The sequence below is a fragment of the Shewanella morhuae genome, assembly GCF_900156405.1.
In the GTDB taxonomy this organism is placed as follows: domain Bacteria; phylum Pseudomonadota; class Gammaproteobacteria; order Enterobacterales; family Shewanellaceae; genus Shewanella; species Shewanella morhuae.
On sequence record NZ_FTNN01000005.1, the window covers coordinates 182,448 to 202,271 of the forward strand.

The window sequence follows — 19,824 nt, forward strand, 5'->3', positions numbered from 1 at the left end:
TGGGGAGATTACACAACATAAGCTGCAAGGGCTGAAAGATTATTTATTTTTACGTTTTTGCCATTTAAACATAATCGAATATTTCCATAGATTATTAATTAGCAAATAACCCACAGCAGCAAAAACGATGCCGAGTACCAAACAGCCAAGTAAGAAGGGCGGACCTATGGTGGCAAGCGATGCTTCAATCCATTGCCAGCTTGCTTCAAAGGTAAAATCTTGCGGAGCATGGCCGAGTATTTTAGCTCCGAGTAAATAGGCACCATAAAACATCACTGGCATGGTTAACGGGTTAGTTATCCATACTAATGCAACAGAAACGGGAATATTAACATTAAATAGAATAGCAAAAGCAGCAGCCACGACCATCTGAAATGGCATTGGGATCCAAGCAACAAATAATCCTACTGCGAATGCGCCAGGAGCCGATTTGCGATTAAGTGCCCACAGATTGGGATTATGTAACAAGCGTCCGAACATGCGTAAGTGTTTATGCTCACGCAAGGTTTCAGGCTTAGGCATAAATCTTTTGATAAATTTTTTTGGCATAGGCTGAAATTACTGTCTTAACTTAATTCACTATGAATCGATTCATGTTTGGCTTTAGTGCCATTTTGTTATCAGCGATGTTGTGGCCTTCGCTGCCGCCAGTCAATTATTTACCCTACCTTGTTGCTGGGGCGTTAATCATACATCGAAAAATCCCTATTTGCGCAGGTGGACTCTTTGCAATTGCATGGCTAACTATTTTTTGCTTAGGCTTATCTAGGCAGGATCTTCCGATGTTACAACAACCTATACAGGTAAGAGGCGAAATCATATCACTAGTTAGTCGAAACAGCGACTGGCTAAGTTTGGATATATCCTTCATTAAACCAAATTTAATCTTCGTGCCAAATGCAAAATTGCGTCTATCGTGGAAAAATCCGCCAGAAGTCGATGTTGGTCAAGTGTGGCAATTCACCTTAGCGCCAAAGAGTATAGCGAGCGTGTTAAATCAAGGGGGTTATAACGAGCAAAAACAATTTATCAGCCAACATCTTGTTGGTAGAGGGCGAGTTATTGATGCGCAATTGCTTGAGGTTTCATCTTCACTGCGTAATGACCTTATCAGCTCGTTAAAACCCGAATTAACCTTATTGCCCCAAGGGGATATTTTACTGGCGTTACTTTTAGGTGATAAGCAATTGATCTCAAAAGAGCGTTGGCAAGCTTTAAGGCAAACAGGGACGGGCCATTTAGTGGCGATTTCTGGGTTACATCTCTCGGTGGTTACAGCATGGATATACACTTGCCTGTTGTTCGGTTTAAGTCGTTTTATGCCACATCAGAGTCGGCGTAATATCACTCTTGCGTTAGTCACTGCCGGAATCAGTGCCGCTTTTTATGCTTATTTGGCCGGTTTTGGGATCTCGACTCAACGTGCTTTAGTGATGATTTTATTATTAATGTTGTTAAGTTTACTAAAGCGATTCTCCTCGGCGTGGGAGCGCTTGTTGTTTGCTCTGTTTATGGTATTACTGCTTGATCCATTGGCTTGTTTAAGTGCTGGATTTTGGCTGTCGTTTTGTGCTTTAGGCATCATCTTATACACCTTAGAAATTCAGCCTAAAAAATTCACCTCAATCTCAACACGAAGGACGCGTGTATACACAGGATTAATGCAGTTTTGGGCCATTCAGTGGCGCTTAAGTCTTGGGCTTGGATTACTGCAAGCCGCACTATTTGGCGGCGTGAGTTTACATAGCTTGTGGATGAATATTTTAGCAGTACCTTGGTTTAGCTTTGTGGTGATCCCGTTAGCTATGGCGGGATTTATTTGCTGGTGGCTTGGGACTGCGTTTGGATTATCTTGGTTGGTGTTACTGCGCCTGAGTGATTGGAGTTTATCGCCCTATGCATGGCTGTTAGATATAAGCCCGCAATTACCAGCCCATTGGTTAACGCTTTCAGACTCAACATTAGCCTTAATATTATCTACTTTTATTGGTGGGATATTGTGGCGTTATGTACCTAAAAATAAGCATTATCTCCCATGGTTAAGCATGCTGAGCTTACTGTTTATCCCCATCCTACTTGCTTGTATGACCTTGTGGCCTCGTGTTCACTCCAACCGATGGGCTATGCATTTACTTGATGTGGGCCAAGGTTTAGCTGTGGTGATTGAAAAGAATGGCAGAGGATTTATCTACGATACGGGCGCCGCTTTTGGTGATGACTTTAGTTATGCAGAGCGAGTGATATTGCCATTTTTAAAAGCAAAGGGTATTCAAACTATTGACTATATAGTAATTAGCCATGGTGATAACGATCATGCTGGTGGCGCTGCAATCTTAATAGATGCTTATCCTGCTGCGCAGTTAATTACCGATGTGGTTGGGCTTAATGGGCAAAACTGTCGGCCAAGGCATATTAAATGGCAAGGCTTAAATGTGAATTTACTCTCACCACCTCAAGTGCAAGCGGGTAATAACGGTTCTTGTGTGGCGCGCATTAATGATGATTGGCAAAGCCTGCTACTGACGGGAGATATTGAAAAACAAACTGAAGCCGCACTATTAAGGAGTGAATATATATTACAAAGCGAAGTTCTCGTGGCGCCGCACCATGGCAGTAAAACGTCATCAACTGAGGCCTTTATCGATGCCGTTGCGCCTAAATTAGTTTTATTTTCAGCAGGTTTGGCCAATCGCTATGGTTTGCCTAAACCTATCGTGGTAGGACGTTATCAGCAGCGAGATATTATGCACCTCACTACAGGAATAGAAGGGCAGATTAGTGTGATTTTTCAGCAGTCTGAGCGTGAGGTAAAGACTTATCGTGGTGATTTAGCGCCATTTTGGTACAACTCTTTGTTTAGATTTGGTGACTTTATTAATCCAGAGTAGAATGCCCACTTTGCCATAATTTAGTGTTATCTATGACAACATCTCCTAAAGACGAAATGTGGACAGTTTTCAAACGATTACTGGGCTATATCAAACAGATGAAAGGCATGCTGATACTTTCAGTTGCGGGCTTAATTACTTATGGTCTCGTCGATGCCGCCTTTATTGCTTTCATCGGCCCCTTTATTGATAAGGGTTTCTCTGGCGGCGCACCAGCGGCTGTCACCAGCGGTATCGCTTTGCCAACAAATGAAGGTTTCCATGCGAACAACGATGTGCTGATGATGGCACCGCTCGTGGTTATCCTAATGTTTTCCCTGCGTGGATTTGCTAACTTTGTCTCGACATACGGCATTTCATACATGAGCGCTAAATTAATTATGGATATGCGCCAGCAAGTATTTGAGCATTATCTGCGCCTGCCTGTCAGTTATATGGACAAGGAAAATACCGGTAACTTGATTTCAAAAGTCACCTTCGACACTGAGCAAATTGCTAGGGCATCGGGTAGCGCCTTGATTTCTATCGTCCGTGACAGTGTAACCGTGCTCGGCATGTTGGCGTTGATGTTCTACAACTCGTGGAAATTATCGCTGTGTATCTTAGTCATCGGCCCTGTTATGGGGTTAGTCATTACGATTGTTAGTCGTCGTTTCCGTAAAGTCTCTAAACAGATTCAAACGGCTATGGGTAGCGTTAGCGCCTCAACAGAACAAATGATTAAGGGTCACAAAAACGTATTAGCCTTTGGTGGACAAGAAACAGAAGCTACGCGTTTTGCTAGAATTAACGACCAAAACCGCCATCAAAATATGAAATTAGCCGTTGCGCAGGCGATTAGCCAACCATTAATCATGATTATCGGCTCGTTTGGTTTAGCCTTTGTGCTGTATGCCGCCAGTTTAGACAGCATGAAAACCGACCTTACAGCGGGTACTTTTGCGACGATTCTGGCCGCTATGATGGCGATGTTACAGCCCATTAAAAGCTTAACGCGAGTCAATGCCGAATTCCAACGGGGTATTGCGGCGTGTACGACAGTGTTTGAGTTACTCGATACGCAGCCTGAATCCGATACCGGAACCTACAGTGTTGAGCGTGCTAACGGTCACCTACGCTTTGATAACGTATGTTTTAGTTATGACAGCCAAGACCGTCGGGCACTGGAACATGTGGATTTTGAAGTTAAACCGGGGCAAACCTTAGCATTAGTGGGCCGTTCTGGTTCAGGTAAATCAACGATAGCAAGTCTCGTGACCCGTTTTTATACCGGTCTTGAATCAGGTGATATTCTGCTCGACGACGTGAGCATTTACGATTACTCGTTAAAGTCGCTTCGTAACCAAGTGGCATTAGTTTCCCAGCAAGTGACCTTATTTAACGACACTATTGCTAATAATATCGCCTACGCCTATCCCGGTGAAGCCACGCGTGAACAGATTGTTGAAGCGGCCACCTTGGCCTATGCGATGGAGTTTATTGATCAGTTGCCCCAAGGCCTTGATACCCAAGTCGGTGAAAATGGCGTGTTATTGTCTGGCGGCCAAAGACAACGTATTGCCATTGCGCGCGCAATGCTACGTGATGCTCCTGTATTGATCCTCGATGAAGCGACCTCTGCACTGGATACTGAGTCAGAAAAAGCGATACAAAAAGGCTTAGATAATCTCAGGCAAAATCGCACTTCAGTGGTGATCGCCCATAGGCTATCGACCATCGAGAGTGCCGATCAAATTTTAGTGGTCGATCAGGGACGTATCGTTGAACGCGGTACGCACCAGTCATTACTGGAATTGAATGGCATGTACGCCAAATTGTATCAAATGCAATTTGGTAGCTAGATGCAGGCCTTAGTTAATAAAATTTGGTATCAGGGTCATCCATTACGATGGCTCTTACTGCCTTTATCGTGGCTATTTGCGGGTATTACGTGTGTACGCCGTACATTATTTCGTCTCGGGATAATATCGCAAACTGTAATGCCCATCCCAGTGATTATCGTCGGGAATATTACCGTAGGTGGCAGCGGTAAGACGCCTACAGTGATTTATTTGATTGAGTTATTGCGCCAGCACGGTTTTAAACCTGGCGTAATTAGTCGTGGTTACGGCGTTGATATTCAAGGCGTTAAAACGGTTAACTTAGATGCAAGTGCAGCAGAGGTAGGCGACGAGCCTGCCATGATAGTCGCGCGTACTCAAGTGCCTATGGTCGTTGGCGCGAAACGAGTCGATACGGCCAATGCGCTCATTGCCGAGTTTGGTGTTGATGTCATTATTTGTGACGATGGCTTGCAGCATTATGCACTGGCGCGCGATATTGAATTGGTGGTGATTGATGGTCAGCGTGGTTTAGGTAATGGACTGCTGTTACCCGCAGGTCCGCTGCGTGAAGGTGCGTGGCGTCTTGAGTCAGTGGATTTTGTGCTGAGCAATGGTGGCCCCGCTGCGAAAGGGCAGTTTGAAATGCAATTGGTTCCTACAGCAGTAAAACCGGTCAAATACGATGCTAAGCCCAATGATTACACCTTTGATAAATCGCAGCCGCTGGTTGCGATGGCGGGCATAGGTAATCCTGCGCGTTTCTTTGAAGCATTACGCACTCAAGGCTATCAACTGGCATTAAGCCATGGGTTTGATGATCATCAGGCTTATGATAAAGCCCAGTTATGTGACTTAGCTAAAGACTTGCCGTTGTTGATGACAGAAAAAGATGCGGTTAAATGTCGCGATTTTGCACAAGAAAACTGGTGGTATTTGGCAGTCGATGCCAAGCTACCATCACAATTTGATCAGCAGTTGCTCGCACGTCTTCGCGAGGTGGCTGCCGCTAAACAAGGAAACTTCCATGGCATTCGATAAAAAATTGTTAGATATAGTGGCTTGCCCTGTGTGTAAAGGGAAACTTGAGTACGATAAAGTGGCACAAAAACTGGTTTGTAAAGCAGATAAGTTAGCTTATCCAATCACGGAAGGTATTCCTGTATTACTGGAAAATCGTGCCGAACCACTGACTGAAACCGTCTAGAATATATTAATGCGCGTATTATCTATACGCGCATATTTAGACTTTAGATTTATTATTTTTGTTATGTTTAGCTGATTTAAGGTTTTGTACAGCTGCAAGATGGATGGTTATTTAGCGTTTAGTTTGATCATTCACAAATTTTTGTTTATCGGCATCGCTTGCTCCTTCTTGGCACTCTCCGCGGATTTCACCTCGACTCGGCTCAATAATCCGGCTCAACTCAATGTAACCTTCACGGCAGTAACCGGTCATTTCAAGAGTTTTTGTTAGCCCTAATTCTACTTGTCGTCCCCATATCTCTAATGAGTCTTGCAAATCTTGCATCGCGCGACGTTGTTCACGTGGATCTTGTGTATTGCGTCGATATGTCTCATTTGATAAGGGACGCTCAACGTCATTAAAAGCCGACTTATCATCAACTAAACGTGCTTTATAGATAAAAAGCTTAAGGCCGTCGGCTTTAATATCAGTAGCTAACTTATCACGTAATTTTCCCGCTAGTTCACTTGGATCGATAGGGGCACTGCTGCAAGCGATGAGCGATAAACAACTTAATATGGCAATGCTGAAATATCGAAGTGGCATAATAAAATTTAGCTCTAAGGTTATTAACTAATAGAAGAATACCTTACTATGGCTATAAAGTTCATGGATTTATGGTATCTCCATCGACTGAGTGTGGCTCTATATCCAAACTATCGACATATCAGGGGTTAAGAGTGGCGAGTACACTGTGGGTATAGGCGTAATGGGTTATAAGGATGGGCTATCAATGTTGGCGTTTTGGTCGAATAAATGGGCACAAATTGAGTGGGGTTTGGGCTTAACTCAAGGCATATGCCTTGTGCTTTTGGTGCTATGGGTATACGCAATTTGGCCCAAAGATGAATTAGCACAAATACGTCGGGATAAAAATCTGCAATGGCGCTTATTACTGGTGTTAGTGGGGATTAATGCGCTTTGGTCGTTAAATGCCAGTATTCAAACCGGGCTGCATCTGCATTTTTTAGGCATTGTGACTTGTATGCTTATGTTTGGTTGGCGCCTTGCGACGTTGGCCTTACTGTTACCGAGCGCTTTTTTTAGTCTTTTTGTATTAAAGCAGCCTGCTGATTTTGGTGCTTTTAGCCTGTTTGCGATAGCTATGCCACTGTTTTTATGTTTTATGTTATACAGCCGTAGTTACCATTTATTTCCTAAACACATCTTTGTGTTTATTTTTGTTGGCGGTTTTATTAACTCCGGCTTTTCTATGGTATTTCATCAACTGAGTTGGGCGATGTGGTTGTGGGCTGCAGCAGATTATGACTGGAACGTGTTATTTGATAATTACTTAATGTTAATCCCTTTATTGGCGTTTCCTGAGGCATTACTCAATGGTATGGCGGTGACATTACTCGTGGTGTATCAACCGCAGTGGTTGTTTGATTATTCTGATCGCGAATATCTATGGCGTAAATAAAGTGCATAACATCTGAGTTCAGATAATTATTGCGCCCGTAGTCCCTATATTCACCGGAAAGATTATTGGGCGCATTTTTAAATGACGCTGAGACAATTACGCCCGAGTTAGGCGAAGCGTTGGTCTAAGTAACTGATAATTTCTTTTGACTCATACAACCATTGTACTTGGCCATTGTCTTCAATACGCAGACAAGGCACTTGTTGCTTACCACCTTGAACGGTGAGTTCATCTTTATGGGGCGATTTTTTTGCATCAAGTGTTTTGATGTTGAGTCCTTGACGGCGAATCGCTCGGCGGACTTTTACACAAAATGGGCATGCAGGATATTGATATAGTGTCAATGTTTGGGTTTGAACATCAATTTTTTGTTGCTCATCCTGTGGCCGTTGGCGTTTCTTAGGGGTAAAGATAAAGTTTAATAACAGAATAATTCTGCCTAGGATCCAGCGAACGATAAACATGTAATTGACCTCAATGATATAGGAGTGGGTATTCACATTTGTGTATAAATAGCGCTGCGGCAATGACGCAACCACCAGTCTGAGGTATTCAGTGATTAATGCGATACCTTGTTACACAAATGCCGCAGAGTGTAACCTATGACACAAAGCGCGGCCAACGTTTTAATTGGGGACTGCTGACAAAAGGTTTGATTACATAAGGGAATATCTTTGCACTTAATTACAAAATAAAGCCCGCTGAAGTTAACCTTTAGCGGGCTTATGTTACATAGCTAATTATTGATTGACTGAGTTATTGTGCATCAATTGTTAGGCTCACTTGCGCCGCATTTTGATTTAAATTGATACGGCTTTCGAGTAAGAAAATCCGCTCCGGCGCAATATTCTTAACGTCAACAAGGTATGTTTTCACCGTTTTTGCTCTTTCTTGGGCTAAATTACCTAACATGTCATCATTAACACTCTGTGCTTTAACTGACAGATTATATAAGGCGATATGCCAACGCGTGGTGATTTCGTCGTCTGAAAGTGAGGTATCTTTTGCTTCCGAGATAACCGTGTCTTTTACTTGAGAAGGATCCGCTTTTACTTCTTGCTCATAGAGTTTCACTAACGCATCGGCAAGCGGCCCTTGGATCGGAAATTGGCTCGGACTTAAACCATCAGGTAACGCACTGAACTCGATATTGGCTAACTTAGCCAATTTACGCTTCATGATGCGCTCAGCAATGGCTTGGCTGTCATTGATAGCATCGACTTCCCCTTCAACGCTGAGCTTGAGCATTGGTCTGTCGAGTAATGCACTGGCGAGTTTATCTAAACTTTGCTGCTCTTTTTCACTAAGGCTGAATTGGCCTGCTGTAAAGCTGACTTTATCTAAGGTCTCGTCAGAACCAATCAATCCCGCTAAGAAAGTGAAGGGCGCTGTAACGGCCTTGGTAATGACATTCTTTAGCGCCGTCATGATAATGCTACCGACGCTAAAACTGGGGGAATCTAAATCGCCAGAGACTTCCATGCCTAAATCAATTACCCCGTTACGATCCTGTAATAGTGCTATTGCAAGCGTGATGGGCAAGCTAGTGGCTAGTTCGCTATTACTTGGTTTACCGAGCTTTAGCTGATTAATCACTAAATGATTGTTACCTTTGAGTTTATTTTTATCCAGTTTGTAGTTTAGTGAAAGTGATAATTGGCCTTTATCGATGTAGTAACCTGCATAGGTACCTGAGTAGGGATTGACCGAAGTTAACTCAACATTCTTAAAGACTAAATCAAGATCTAAATATGGCATATCTAACAAGGGGTTAATATCACCTTTTAAGGTGACGGGCGCATACTTATCTATTTTACCCTTAATATCAACCGAGGCTTTAGTCCCTGGTATTGAAGATAAATGCGTGATATTTCCTTCTAGTAGCTCAATACCCGAGGCAAAATTTGGTGTCAGTGAATTATCTGCAAAGTAAGCCGAACCTTGGTTAAAGCTAATTTTTTGGATATCGAGCGTTAATTCTGGTGTTGCCGTTTTGCTTGCTGTTTGCGAATGTGTAGGTGGCGCTGCAGCACTTTCTGTAGTTGGAACGGGCTTGCTATTAGCTGTCGACACAGGAGTATCAACGATAAGGTCGCTGATATTGGTCGTTCTATCTTTGGCAATCACCACTTTGGCGTAGGGTTGAATAAAGGCTAAATGATCAATTTTAATTTGATTTTTTTGTTGGTCAAAATCCAGTTGATTGATATTCATTTTTTGCCATTTGACCAGCGGGGAATGACGTAATGTGTCATTAATAGCTAAATCATCTAGATCAACATTACCAGCATAAATAGCTTTACCCTTTGCATCGGCAGTGAGTTTGCCTGTAGAGCTTAATAGACCACTTTTGAGCTGGATATTAATATAAGGCGCCAGGTAAGGTTGAAACTGGATTAACGCCAATTTATCGAGTTGGATATTGGCATCTATGGCTTCGCCAGTAATATCTACTTGGCCTTGGGAGCTAAAACTTCCTTTGTCATTAATGCTGAGTTGTAGTTCGTATTCAATCGGAGTCGCTAACGTGCTTGTTATGGTTTTGGTTGAAAAATTAAGTGGATAGACACGCCATTGCTGCTGCGTTGCGGTGAGTTTTTGTTCTGATAAATTAATATCATAGTTTTCAACATGTAGTTCATCGAGTTGCACTAACCAAGTCGATTTTTCAGCCGGGACTGTAGCCGTGGCTTTTTTAGTCGTAGTAGCAGCGTTTGCGGCGATGTCATTGTTGAGTACAGCACTATCCTTGTCGTTAGTCGCAGCTAATTGACTTTCAGTCGGGGGGGGCGTTGTATTGCTTACATCAGTTGAAACCTTAACTATTTGAGGCTTTTCTTCAACTAATGGGGCTTGTACGTTTTCTGCAAGCTGAGTCTCTATTGGTTTTGCAACCGTTTGGGTTGAACTTGCTGCAGGGGTTGATGATTTAGGCGTAAACAAGTTGGCTAGATCGAGACCATCTTGACTCAACATTGCATTAATTGTTAAGCCATCACTGTGCAGTTTATTAATATGCACTTTCTGTTGCTGCAAATTCACTGAAATACCGTCAAGGGCAAAGAGTGGCAGCTTAACCACAGTGCGTTTTTGGTCGTTAAAATTGAGTTTTTCGACAATGAATTGGCCATGATTACTGGTGATTTGTAACTCGCCATTATCGGTTAAATCCACTTGATACTGCGTTTTGGCACTAATTTCGCCATTGGTAAGGATTGGGATAAATTGATCGTCGATAAATCGCCACAGCGGTGTCAGCTTAAGCTTAGCAAGTTGCACATCACCAGTGATTTTTAACGGGAACAGTTGGAATTGTCCTTGCAAGCTGATTTCGCCGGCATGATCGTCACGTAGGTGCATTGCATAATGGTTATGCTTGATGGGTACAACTGTAGATTTCGATATCGTTTGGGCATTTGCAGTGCTGACCTCTGCTTTGTTCGCTTTTATGGCTGGCGCAATGGATTCAGTCACTGCGGTCATCAAATATTCAGTATCGAGGTGACTGAGTTTCAGATTGATATTGGGATAATTGACTTGAGCATTCGTGATTTTATCATCAAAGCTGACTTGCCCAGCATCTAATACAAATTGGCTCAGTAGAACGCGAACGGGCGCGCTAACATCTGCAGGTGTGGTATTAGGGCTTGCGGATGAATGTTTGTTTAAGGTCAATAGAATGTCGTCGAAGTTGAATCCTATTTTATTTTTTCTGTCCACACGGATGATGTGTGCGTAGGGCGCTTGTATGTGTATGTGTTCGATGACTGCAATACGCTTAAACACCGATTGCCAAAAGTTCACTTCAAATTGAACTTGTGCTACGCCAGCAAATGGCTTCTCATCTTTTTCTTTAATGGCAAATTGATCGATTTCGACTTTGAAATTAAAAGGGTTAATGCGAACGTCACCGAGGGTAACTTGACGCCCCAATAAAGATGACAACTTCTCTGGCGCCTGAGTCGTAATCGCATAGGGAAGTAATATGCCCAATGCGCAGATATACCCAAGATAGATAAGCACAAGGTAAAAAATCACTCGAAGATACCTTGGCAGGGCAAAAAAAAGTTGGTTAAATTTCGATAGCTGGGTCAGCATTAATATTAAGGCTCCAATGCATAAGTCAGTGTAAAACTGGCATAAGTACGGACATTCTAGCGAATAACGCTAGTGTTGCCAGAATTAGTTAAGGTTATTATTTGTTAACTTTTATTATTGTCGATTAACATTCCGTGTTTAGCTTAGTTTAGGTGGGTGTGCACTATCTTAACAGTATGGCTGAATAGTCAGTTTTAATGCTATTTTTTAGGCCGCGATAAGATTTTTAGTGAGTTAATCAAGATGATAATGGCACCTTGATGTTTTTTATCCAATTAAAATATCTTCGTTAAAAATCTTTTACTTAAATGGCATATCACTCACCCTTTTTTTGTTGATGTTGGCTCAGGCTGCATCAAGGCTTCCTTGGATAAGCCTTGTTTATGTTTGAACTCAGCCGTTGTTAATGCGTTATCAAGATAAGGTTTAGAGCAGTATTAAAACTGAACATATATAACAAAGTGCTTAATTGAAAAGTGGATTTCATTGTTAGACCTAAGTCCTGTTAGCTTGTTAATATAAGCCAGTTTTACATTTTATCGATGCTATCTTAGGGGATACGAGATTGAATAAGAGTTTAGTGACCAATTTATTAGCGGCTGCCTTGGTCGTGGTGGGATATGTTATTGATTCGGCAATGGTACTGAGTGTGGGGTTGTTTGCTTTATCTGGCGCAATTACCAATTGGGTTGCGATATACATGTTGTTTGAGAAAGTCCCAGGACTTTATGGCTCAGGCGTTGTGCCTTCGCGTTTTGAAGAATTTAAAGCGGGTATCGCTCACTTAATGATGAAACAGTTTTTTACTACCGAGAATATCGAGCGATTTTTATCTGAAAAACAAGGGTTTAGTAAAATAGATTTGGCGCCTGTGATTGGAAAGGTTGATTTAGCGCCTTCATTTGATGCTCTAATCAGTACGGTCGCGCAATCTTCCTTTGGTGGCATGCTGTCGATGTTCGGTGGCACTGATGCATTATTGCCGTTAAAAGAGCCATTTATTGTGAAAATGAAGGCCTCTTTGGTTGAAATGGCCCAAAGTGACGCATTCCATGAGCTATTGCAGCAAGAAATTGAACAACCAAATGTAATGGCCGATTTACAAACAAAAATTGCCAATATAGTAGAACAAAGATTAAGTGAGCTTACACCGCAAATGGTGAAAAAAATCGTACAGGATATGATCCAAACACATTTGGGATGGCTAGTGATTTGGGGCGGTGTATTTGGCGGTCTGATTGGACTTGTCGCCGCTTTAATACAAGGCTAACCTAAGTAAAAGTCGCAAATGAAAATGGGAGCTTTAGCTCCTGTTTTTATTTACAACGTAGGCGTGAATATCAAATAACAAGGCTGTCTATGAACCCTCACCACAGTATAAATTATTTAGAAATACCGAGTCGAGATATTGCGAGCTCGAAGGCCTTTTTTAACCACGTTTTTGGTTGGGATTATGTTGATTATGGCCCTGAATATAGCTGCTTTGTGGATGCAGGTATCACTGGAGGATTCTATCAAGCTGATATCAATTTTACTCTGACGCGAGGTTGCCCATTGATTGTGATATATAGTCAAAATTTAGCATTAACTCTGGTATCTGTTGTTGAAGCTGGTGGCGCTATTACGGCTGATATATTTAACTTCCCTGGTGGGCGCCGATTCCATTTTACAGAACCCTGTGGCAATGAATATGCCGTCTGGTCAGAATAATTCTCACGTAATTCCTTGTATTCGTAATTGTTGTTTAGATCAGCAAGATATTTGCTTAGGTTGTTTTAGGCATCTCGACGAGATTTTAGCATGGCGTGTAATGTCAGAAGCGGAACAACAAGCGTGTTATGCCAAAATGAGACAGCGTAAATGTGCTCACCTGGCTAAATTAAGCGGCGGGGCTGTGTAGCGATAATGATTGATTCTGTCGTTGTTGAGTAAGCAAAGAGTAAAAAGACTTGAGGCCATTAATCATTTTCAGAATGCAGTTTAGTCGTGCTTATGACCTTAATCCTAACGATCTTTGATCGACCCACATCAATAAATTTACCCACATTGATATCAAATTTTAAACACAAGTGTGAATATCTCAGTTGATAAATCAATGGTGAAATACGCATTAACGTATGTCACCATTGATATTTTGAAACACTGTTTATACTGGTTCTATCACTATGTGCTCAAGTTCGATAGCCGCAACGGTATGCAGTGCATCCATCGTCGCGCCTACTAGACTAATTTTTCCTTGAGACGACTCAATTAATACAGCACGACTGATATCACTAAACTCACGGTTATGGCGAGTTAGATTCGATAATGCCATCTGCATGGGGAGCATAGAAGGATTAAACGCTGCGTTCTCGGCGTAGCGACCACAATAGGTTGCGCCATCGTGGGTTTCTAATACCACGGCAGCAAAACTTTGAGTGTAAGGCGCATAGCTTAAACCTGCATGTTCTAAGCCTTCGATGATCATAGGATCGGCACTATCTAACGCAAATTCAGTGTATTGCTTAGCCATTAAGGGGGAGGTGACATTTAAGTCTTTAGACCCAAAAGCATAGGGTAAATAATACGCGAGAGGATGACTTTCCTGTGCTGGTAGATGAATACAAATCTTGCTACCTTCCACCAATTCATTCATGAATTGACGGCAATGGCCACAAGGGCTGGCATTGACTATGATATCAACGATTTGGCTTTCACCGCTTAGCCAAGCATGGCTAATAGCACTTTGTTCCGCATGGACTGAGTGAAATAATGCTTCACCGGGCAATTCTATATTCGCGCCCATGTAAATATCACCACTTTTGCCTTTGGCAATCGCGCCAACATAAAACTCACTGATAGGCGGTTTAGCCAGCGCTGCGGCTATTGGCAGTAATGCTAATAACACTTCAGCTTCACTCATTTTACTTGCACTTGTTAGCGTAGCAAGTTGTTGTGCATTGAGGTGCCCCGCAAAGTGTTGGTTTAACATGGGAATGAGTGCATCTGCTAACGGCGTTGGCAGTAGGGTTATGCTGTGATTGAATCTATCTTGCATTTCCCGATTCCTTATTTGTTAAGTTCATGAAAGAACATTCTAGTAATTTTGTTACAGTATAAATGCGAGTTAGCTCGCGTTTATACGCTGTGAACATTAATGTATTGATTGTTATTAATCTATACTGAGTCTGTTTAAATATATTGCCAGTATATGGCTGAGTCTAAAGCTTTGTTTAAAGCTTTTAAATACAAGAGATAAGATTATGACCTTACAAAAATTTAAAGCTCGCGCAAATAATGACAAAGCGCGGTAAGTAATTTTTGTTTATTCTCATCTGCTTGCGTATCTTGTAGTAAGTTTTCTAATTTAAGTACATAGTCTTGATCGGCTAAACGACTTTGACAGAATTCACGCCAGCGCAGTGACTCTTCATAATCAAGTAACTCTGGGTAGTTTCTGGCACGATAACGGAACAACATTTCAGGAATGCGTGGATCATCAAATTGCAAATCTAACGCAGCTAAATTTTGCGGTAGGGTATGACGGATGATTTCCATTTTCGCTTTATCCGCTTGACTAAAAAAACCACCAGAATACAACATTAAGTCGGGATCTGTCGTGGCTCTACTCTCATCGCGCTCAAACAATAGTGCTAATTTCTCGCGCAGTTCGGGGTGTTGTTTCAAGCTTTTATATTGTGCTCTGGCAAATTCTTTATCTATACCTAAACGAGCGGCATGTTCATCGCTGAGAATTTTTGCTGAGGTGATAAATGGGCATTTATTTAAATGAATTTGTTTGACAGGGATAGGCAATTCATCTTCGGCCAGATCGGCTCTTGACGTATACATGCGCGTTTTAATTTGCTCAATATCGAGCTCAAATAGCGGCGTTAAATCCATCGCTAAATTAACGCAAATAACGGCATTTTTATTGGTTGGATGGTGCGCTACAGGTGAAATCAAGGTGGTACAACCATTACGTGCACTAATTTTTGAACTGACGTGAACAAGTGGCTGCATATTAAGTACATCGATTTGATCGCTAACCGCTTGTTTGCGACGCAAATCAAAATAGTACTGATATAACTTAGGTTGTTTTTCGCGAATAAGCTTAGCCATTGCAATCGTCGCATATACATCTGACATTGCATCATGGGCTTTCTCGTGGCTTAAACCATTCGCTTGAGTCAGGTGCTCTAGCTTAAAGCTAGGCGAGCCATCTTCTTTTGTCGGCCAATTGATTCCTTCAGGTCTAAAGGCGTAACAAGCGCGAACTAAATCGATGATATCCCAGCGGGAGTTTCCATTTTGCCATTCGCGAGCATAGGGATCGATAAAGTTGCGATAAAAGCCATAACGGGTCACCTCATCGTCAAAACGCAGTGAGTTATAACCGGCAACGCAGGTGTTGGGTTGGCTAAATAAGACCTGAATACGTCCCATAAACTCAGTTTCAGGGATGCCTTTTAAATTAGCTAACTGCGGTGTGATCCCTGTGATCAATATCGCTTCCGGCGACGGCAGATAATCAGTGGCCTGTTTGCAATAAAACGTCTCAGGTTCGCCGATAATATTGAGATCTAAATCCGTGCGAATACCAGCAAATTGCGAGGGTCTGTCTTTTGCAGGGTTTGCACCAAATGTTTCGTAGTCGTGCCAGAATATACTTGGCTGGGAATGATTAGACATAAATTAGATTCAAATGACAGTTTGTTGAATAGTCACATCTTAACACCTAAACACTCGGAATGAACATTTACGGCATGGTTAAAACTAAGTCATTAACTTAGGAATATAATGGTTTACTAGGTGATTTTAATAGAGATTAGACGGTACAATTGCACTTAAATAGGGGGAAGAGTGTCTCATGTATCATCATTTTCTAAATGAACCCATAGTGCTTGATGTCGAAAAAACATCGATACTCACGTTGCGATTACCCGACGACATTAGTGATTTTATGGTATTACAGGCGATAAGTGCGCCATTGCTAGAGATCATCGTTATAGCGAATGCCGATGCGCTGAAAAATATTACAGTTCGCTTTCAACCGTTTATGGGCTTAACGGTCGAATCGCTATCAAAAAGTTCTCAGGCTTTTAATGCACCAGTCACTCGTTGTATTGGCCAAGGTTTTCGGCTTTATACGCGTATGGGAACAGCAGCAAAATTTTGCGCGGCAGAATTGAGGCGAGGAGTTTCTTTTTCCTTAGATATGGCTAACTGCCAAAACTTGGATAATTGCTTAACTTTTGCCTTACAAGCTGATTCCAAATTTGAATTAGTCCCTTTAGAAACTGATTTACGTGTTTTACATGAGCCAAAAGTATTATTGGTCGCTAAAGCCCTGCTAGCAAGACAATACGACTATGCAACATCATCCGAATCGATTGCCATTGACATGGCAGAAATCGAGCAGGTTAGGTTAGAATTACAAAAGTTTGTACGTGGCGACTTGGGTCAGTGTCACGCCGGCCTTGCCGATGAAGCATTAAGGCTTACCCCATTATTAATGCAGAAACAGCAGTGGTTATTTAGAACTTATACCCATATGTTTGAACGTCCCAATTATAATCGCTCGGCTAATGATACGGATAACACAGATAAATTATTACGAAAACTAGAGTGTTATGAGTTACTAGCACCACCTGAACTGGTTCAGATGGTTGGCCGATTAATGGAAGACGACACTTAAATGGTTGTTACTCCAATTTAGTAAACGATAAGAGTCCACTATGCACTATTTATGTCCTCTGTGCGCCGCACCTCTGGCGTTAACAGAGCGAACTTGGGGTTGTTCACAGCAACACAAGTTTGATGTAGCCAAAGAGGGTTACGTCAACTTATTACCTGTACAGAAGAAAAATTCAAAAGATCCTGGCGATAACAAACAGATGATGTTTGCTCGGCGTGAGTTTTTAACCGCTGGTTACTATCAAGGCTTGAGTGATAGAGTTAATGAACTTGCACTTAAGTTTGCGCCTGAAGCAAAGCAAATACTCGATATAGGCTGTGGGGAAGGGTACTACAGTCAGCGTTTATTCGATGTGTTGAATCAGCATCATCAGTGTGAGTTACAAGGCATTGATATTTCTAAGTCAGCAATTAAGTATGCTGCGAAGCTTTATCCTCATCTACAGTTCTGCGTCGCAAGTGCTTATGAAATGCCTATTGCAGCTCAAAGTGTCGACTTGGCTATTCGTATTTATGCGCCTTCAAAGATTGAAGAACTACACAGGATTATGGCCAATGGCGGTGTGTTAATCACTGTTTCACCTGGCCCTTTGCACCATTTGGCATTAAAAAAACAGATTTATGCCGAGCCTAGACTGCATGCCGAGTCCACGACGCATATTTTAGGATTCGAATGTTTACATCAAGAACGTCTGCAATCCCAGCTCAAATTAATTCATAGAGAACATATTGCTCATTTCTTAGAAATGACTCCCTACGCTTGGAAGTTTACCGATGTTCAAAAACAATTACTTGCCTCACAAGGGCTAAATTGTGAGCTGGATTTCCAAATTGAAGTGCATCGCATTTCAAGGTGATAACATAGATTAAGCGATTGAAATAAAATATTTAAAGTGCTTTACTATACCTGTGAAACAGCATGGACTTAGTGTTCAGCTAGCCGGTTGCAAAATCATAAAGTAGACGTAGGCAAAATAAATAATCCAAAGTGTCGCAGTATGTTGACTTATCTTTAGAATGGTTTATAGTCTTGTTAGCTTGAAGGTTGGGCTTATATTTATGTGTTCAATACGACCAGTTCGTCCTGTAAACATAAGTAATACCGGCATTTTCCAGCTCCACCGCCGTTAAGGCTTTAATTTTTTATTTACAGGATTTATATTATGTCTCAAGTTACTGGTGTTGTTAAATGGTTCAACTCTGACAAAGGTTTCGGATTCATTGAGCAAGAATCTGGTCCAGATGTTTTCGTACATTTCCGTGCGATCAACTCTGACGGTTTCAAAACTCTTGATGAAGGTCAGAAAGTGTCTTTCACTGTGACTCAAGGTCAAAAAGGTCCACAAGCTGAAAACGTAACTATCGTTGGTTAATGTTTCAGTGCTGTTAGCTTAGAGCTAAGAGCAATGGATCAAAGAGCTATGGTTAATTCCATGGCTCTTTTTATTTGTGTAAGGTTTAACGTTATCGATATTCGTCAAAGTATTTAGCTCCTTATTTTTGAGTGAAAACTTTTAGCTCAATTATTTATTCATCATTCCATCTCTAAACTGTCACTAATCAGTAATAAAATAAAACATGCCTCTGCACCTGAATTAGTTTTGGCCTATTCTTATAGCCGAAATCAAACTCATACCAATCTGCATTATTTTTGCCCATATTATACCATTTATATTAATTAACCGGTCAGTATTGCCCATTGTCTTGAGCACAATTTACTCACCCTTTCTTTATTCTTGATGAAGCTATTCCATGCGATGGAGCATTGCTCAACAATATCGTCATAACCACTAAAACAGCGATTGGCCAACACATTTTGGCGTCGCCATTGCCAGACTTGCTCTATGGGGTTGAGTTCGGGTGAGTAAGGAGGCAGCTTGAGGACGGTCTGATTATCAACGTCGTCGGCTAACACTTGTTGATGCCAGCCAGCGCCGTCCATGATGATCAGGGCGTGGCGCCCAAATGTCGTTGCAGCAGAAATTAACTTCAAATGTTGGTACATGTATTCGCTGTTAGCATACGGGGCAATAATCGCTTCTGTTTCGCCAGTTGCAGGACACACTGCGCCATATAAATACGCCGATTCAAACTGTTGCTGCCTTACCGCGCGTGGACGTGTCCCTTTCTTGGCCCAAATACGGGTGGTAGTATTTTGTTGACCAAATCTGGCTTCATCTTGCAACCAAACATCAATGCGATAGAGTGCAACATGGCCCGGGGTGTTACGGAATCGTTGCCATTAGGAAGTTTTTTAAAAGCTGCTTGCACAGCCTCCGATTGTTTCGGGTGGCGAGAGCGAGTGGTTATCCATGAAAAACCCAATTGATGTAGTAGACGGTAGATATTAGCTTGTTTGAATGTCGCCCAAAATTCAGGTTGAATAAAATGATGGAGATCCTCTGCCATCAGTCTACCCCCTTGCCTAGAGAGGTGTATAAGCGCTTTGAGACTAGCTTGCTGTGCTAAAGCTTGTCATTTAGACCTGACAGCCCTTGGGGAAGGTCAGTGGTAACCCGCTTATTAACACAGGTTCTACTGTTCTTCTACATACTGGCAATAGCGGCTTCTTAGTGAAGTGCTGTAATATAATGCATACGTTTACGTGCGTCTGATTTCATTCAGGTTAGGATATTGGGCTTGTTCATACTTTGTAAGGTTACAAAGTGGCGA

The 19,824-nt window shown here is 42.0% G+C and carries 17 protein-coding genes and 1 pseudogene; 11 read left to right on the forward strand and 7 right to left on the reverse strand.

All coding sequences use genetic code 11. The features are described from left to right. Nucleotides 1-39 precede the first annotated feature (39 nt). A complete protein-coding gene (locus tag BW947_RS08200; protein ID WP_076498315.1) occupies nucleotides 40-549 on the reverse strand; it encodes a DUF2062 domain-containing protein in 510 nt (169 codons plus the stop codon). Nucleotides 550-581: 32 nt separating this feature from the next. On the opposite strand from BW947_RS08200, the gene BW947_RS08205 reads away from it, so the two are divergent. The 4 genes from BW947_RS08205 to BW947_RS08220 are packed head-to-tail and all read left to right on the forward strand — an operon-like array spanning nucleotide 582 to nucleotide 5,915. Beyond that, nucleotides 582-2,888 (forward strand): DNA internalization-related competence protein ComEC/Rec2, encoded by a 2,307-nt coding sequence (locus BW947_RS08205; RefSeq protein ID WP_076498318.1) that lies wholly within the window; start codon nucleotides 582-584, stop codon nucleotides 2,886-2,888. A gap of 32 nt (nucleotides 2,889-2,920) precedes the next feature. Continuing rightward, entirely contained in the window at nucleotides 2,921-4,729 is a 1,809-nt protein-coding gene (msbA, locus tag BW947_RS08210; protein ID WP_076498321.1) for a lipid A export permease/ATP-binding protein MsbA, read from the forward strand. Further along, nucleotides 4,730-5,749, forward strand: coding sequence for a tetraacyldisaccharide 4'-kinase (gene lpxK, locus BW947_RS08215; protein ID WP_076498324.1), 1,020 nt, complete (start codon nucleotides 4,730-4,732; stop codon nucleotides 5,747-5,749). Then, on the forward strand, nucleotides 5,736-5,915 hold the full coding sequence (locus tag BW947_RS08220; protein ID WP_076498327.1) for a Trm112 family protein: 180 nt from the start codon (nucleotides 5,736-5,738) through the stop codon (nucleotides 5,913-5,915). The genes lpxK and BW947_RS08220 overlap by 14 nt, the downstream gene beginning before the upstream one ends. A gap of 111 nt (nucleotides 5,916-6,026) precedes the next feature. Here BW947_RS08220 and BW947_RS08225 read toward each other — a convergent pair whose 3' ends face one another. Beyond that, nucleotides 6,027-6,500, reverse strand: coding sequence for a hypothetical protein (locus BW947_RS08225; RefSeq protein WP_076498330.1), 474 nt, complete (start codon nucleotides 6,498-6,500; stop codon nucleotides 6,027-6,029). A gap of 187 nt (nucleotides 6,501-6,687) precedes the next feature. Here BW947_RS08225 and BW947_RS08230 point away from each other — a divergent pair, with 187 nt between their 5' ends. Next, on the forward strand, nucleotides 6,688-7,377 hold the full coding sequence (locus BW947_RS08230; RefSeq protein WP_076498333.1) for an energy-coupling factor ABC transporter permease: 690 nt from the start codon (nucleotides 6,688-6,690) through the stop codon (nucleotides 7,375-7,377). Nucleotides 7,378-7,484: 107 nt separating this feature from the next. Here BW947_RS08230 and BW947_RS08235 read toward each other — a convergent pair whose 3' ends face one another. Both BW947_RS08235 and BW947_RS08240 read right to left on the reverse strand, forming a co-directional pair. Then, the gene (locus BW947_RS08235) at nucleotides 7,485-7,841 is read right to left on the reverse strand and encodes a glutaredoxin family protein (protein WP_076498336.1); all 357 of its coding nucleotides are present in this window, start codon (nucleotides 7,839-7,841) and stop codon (nucleotides 7,485-7,487) included. 292 nt (nucleotides 7,842-8,133) lie between these two features. Further along, the gene (locus tag BW947_RS08240) at nucleotides 8,134-11,475 is read right to left on the reverse strand and encodes a DUF748 domain-containing protein (protein WP_076498339.1); all 3,342 of its coding nucleotides are present in this window, start codon (nucleotides 11,473-11,475) and stop codon (nucleotides 8,134-8,136) included. Nucleotides 11,476-12,040: 565 nt separating this feature from the next. Between BW947_RS08240 and BW947_RS08245 the strand changes: the two genes are divergently transcribed. The 3 genes from BW947_RS08245 to BW947_RS08255 all read left to right on the forward strand — a co-directional run bounded on the left by BW947_RS08245 (nucleotide 12,041) and on the right by BW947_RS08255 (nucleotide 13,375). Further along, nucleotides 12,041-12,745: a DUF445 domain-containing protein gene (locus tag BW947_RS08245; protein ID WP_076498342.1), complete on the forward strand. Its 705-nt coding sequence runs from the start codon at nucleotides 12,041-12,043 to the stop codon at nucleotides 12,743-12,745. An 89-nt stretch (nucleotides 12,746-12,834) separates the two neighbouring features. After that, nucleotides 12,835-13,185, forward strand: coding sequence for a VOC family protein (locus BW947_RS08250; protein ID WP_076498345.1), 351 nt, complete (start codon nucleotides 12,835-12,837; stop codon nucleotides 13,183-13,185). Next, the gene (locus tag BW947_RS08255; RefSeq protein ID WP_076498348.1) at nucleotides 13,160-13,375 is read left to right on the forward strand and encodes a DUF1289 domain-containing protein; all 216 of its coding nucleotides are present in this window, start codon (nucleotides 13,160-13,162) and stop codon (nucleotides 13,373-13,375) included. The genes BW947_RS08250 and BW947_RS08255 overlap by 26 nt, the downstream gene beginning before the upstream one ends. Before the next feature lie 246 nt (nucleotides 13,376-13,621). On the opposite strand, the gene cdd is transcribed toward BW947_RS08255, so the two are convergent. Beyond that, on the reverse strand, nucleotides 13,622-14,512 hold the full coding sequence (gene cdd, locus BW947_RS08260; protein WP_076498351.1) for a cytidine deaminase: 891 nt from the start codon (nucleotides 14,510-14,512) through the stop codon (nucleotides 13,622-13,624). 221 nt (nucleotides 14,513-14,733) lie between these two features. After that, nucleotides 14,734-16,146, reverse strand: coding sequence for an exodeoxyribonuclease I (gene sbcB, locus BW947_RS08265; protein ID WP_076498354.1), 1,413 nt, complete (start codon nucleotides 16,144-16,146; stop codon nucleotides 14,734-14,736). Nucleotides 16,147-16,324: 178 nt separating this feature from the next. Here sbcB and BW947_RS08270 point away from each other — a divergent pair, with 178 nt between their 5' ends. From BW947_RS08270 to BW947_RS08280, 3 genes are all read left to right on the forward strand, one after another. After that, nucleotides 16,325-17,152 (forward strand): hypothetical protein, encoded by an 828-nt coding sequence (locus BW947_RS08270; RefSeq protein ID WP_076498356.1) that lies wholly within the window; start codon nucleotides 16,325-16,327, stop codon nucleotides 17,150-17,152. 40 nt (nucleotides 17,153-17,192) lie between these two features. Further along, the gene (gene rlmA, locus BW947_RS08275; protein WP_076498359.1) at nucleotides 17,193-18,008 is read left to right on the forward strand and encodes a 23S rRNA (guanine(745)-N(1))-methyltransferase; all 816 of its coding nucleotides are present in this window, start codon (nucleotides 17,193-17,195) and stop codon (nucleotides 18,006-18,008) included. A gap of 306 nt (nucleotides 18,009-18,314) precedes the next feature. Then, the gene (locus BW947_RS08280; protein WP_006081219.1) at nucleotides 18,315-18,524 is read left to right on the forward strand and encodes a cold-shock protein; all 210 of its coding nucleotides are present in this window, start codon (nucleotides 18,315-18,317) and stop codon (nucleotides 18,522-18,524) included. Nucleotides 18,525-18,829: 305 nt separating this feature from the next. Here the strand turns inward: BW947_RS08280 and BW947_RS18430 are convergent. Beyond that, nucleotides 18,830-19,748: pseudogene (locus tag BW947_RS18430) on the reverse strand (IS630 family transposase). Nucleotides 19,749-19,824: the final 76 nt, after the last annotated feature.

Excerpts from the sequence above, each read along its gene's own strand:
- BW947_RS08200 (WP_076498315.1), bottom strand. The coding sequence starts at position 549 with ATGCCAAAAAAATTTATCAAAAGATTTATGCCTAAGCCTGAAACCTTG.
- BW947_RS08205 (WP_076498318.1), top strand. The coding sequence starts at position 582 with ATGAATCGATTCATGTTTGGCTTTAGTGCCATTTTGTTATCAGCGATG.
- msbA (WP_076498321.1), top strand. The coding sequence starts at position 2,921 with ATGACAACATCTCCTAAAGACGAAATGTGGACAGTTTTCAAACGATTA.
- lpxK (WP_076498324.1), top strand. The coding sequence starts at position 4,730 with ATGCAGGCCTTAGTTAATAAAATTTGGTATCAGGGTCATCCATTACGA.
- BW947_RS08220 (WP_076498327.1), top strand. The coding sequence starts at position 5,736 with ATGGCATTCGATAAAAAATTGTTAGATATAGTGGCTTGCCCTGTGTGT.
- BW947_RS08225 (WP_076498330.1), bottom strand. The coding sequence starts at position 6,500 with ATGCCACTTCGATATTTCAGCATTGCCATATTAAGTTGTTTATCGCTC.
- BW947_RS08230 (WP_076498333.1), top strand. The coding sequence starts at position 6,688 with ATGTTGGCGTTTTGGTCGAATAAATGGGCACAAATTGAGTGGGGTTTG.
- BW947_RS08235 (WP_076498336.1), bottom strand. The coding sequence starts at position 7,841 with ATGTTTATCGTTCGCTGGATCCTAGGCAGAATTATTCTGTTATTAAAC.
- BW947_RS08240 (WP_076498339.1), bottom strand. The coding sequence starts at position 11,475 with ATGCTGACCCAGCTATCGAAATTTAACCAACTTTTTTTTGCCCTGCCA.
- BW947_RS08250 (WP_076498345.1), top strand. The coding sequence starts at position 12,835 with ATGAACCCTCACCACAGTATAAATTATTTAGAAATACCGAGTCGAGAT.
- BW947_RS08255 (WP_076498348.1), top strand. The coding sequence starts at position 13,160 with ATGAATATGCCGTCTGGTCAGAATAATTCTCACGTAATTCCTTGTATT.
- cdd (WP_076498351.1), bottom strand. The coding sequence starts at position 14,512 with ATGCAAGATAGATTCAATCACAGCATAACCCTACTGCCAACGCCGTTA.
- sbcB (WP_076498354.1), bottom strand. The coding sequence starts at position 16,146 with ATGTCTAATCATTCCCAGCCAAGTATATTCTGGCACGACTACGAAACA.
- BW947_RS08270 (WP_076498356.1), top strand. The coding sequence starts at position 16,325 with ATGTATCATCATTTTCTAAATGAACCCATAGTGCTTGATGTCGAAAAA.
- rlmA (WP_076498359.1), top strand. The coding sequence starts at position 17,193 with ATGCACTATTTATGTCCTCTGTGCGCCGCACCTCTGGCGTTAACAGAG.
- BW947_RS08280 (WP_006081219.1), top strand. The coding sequence starts at position 18,315 with ATGTCTCAAGTTACTGGTGTTGTTAAATGGTTCAACTCTGACAAAGGT.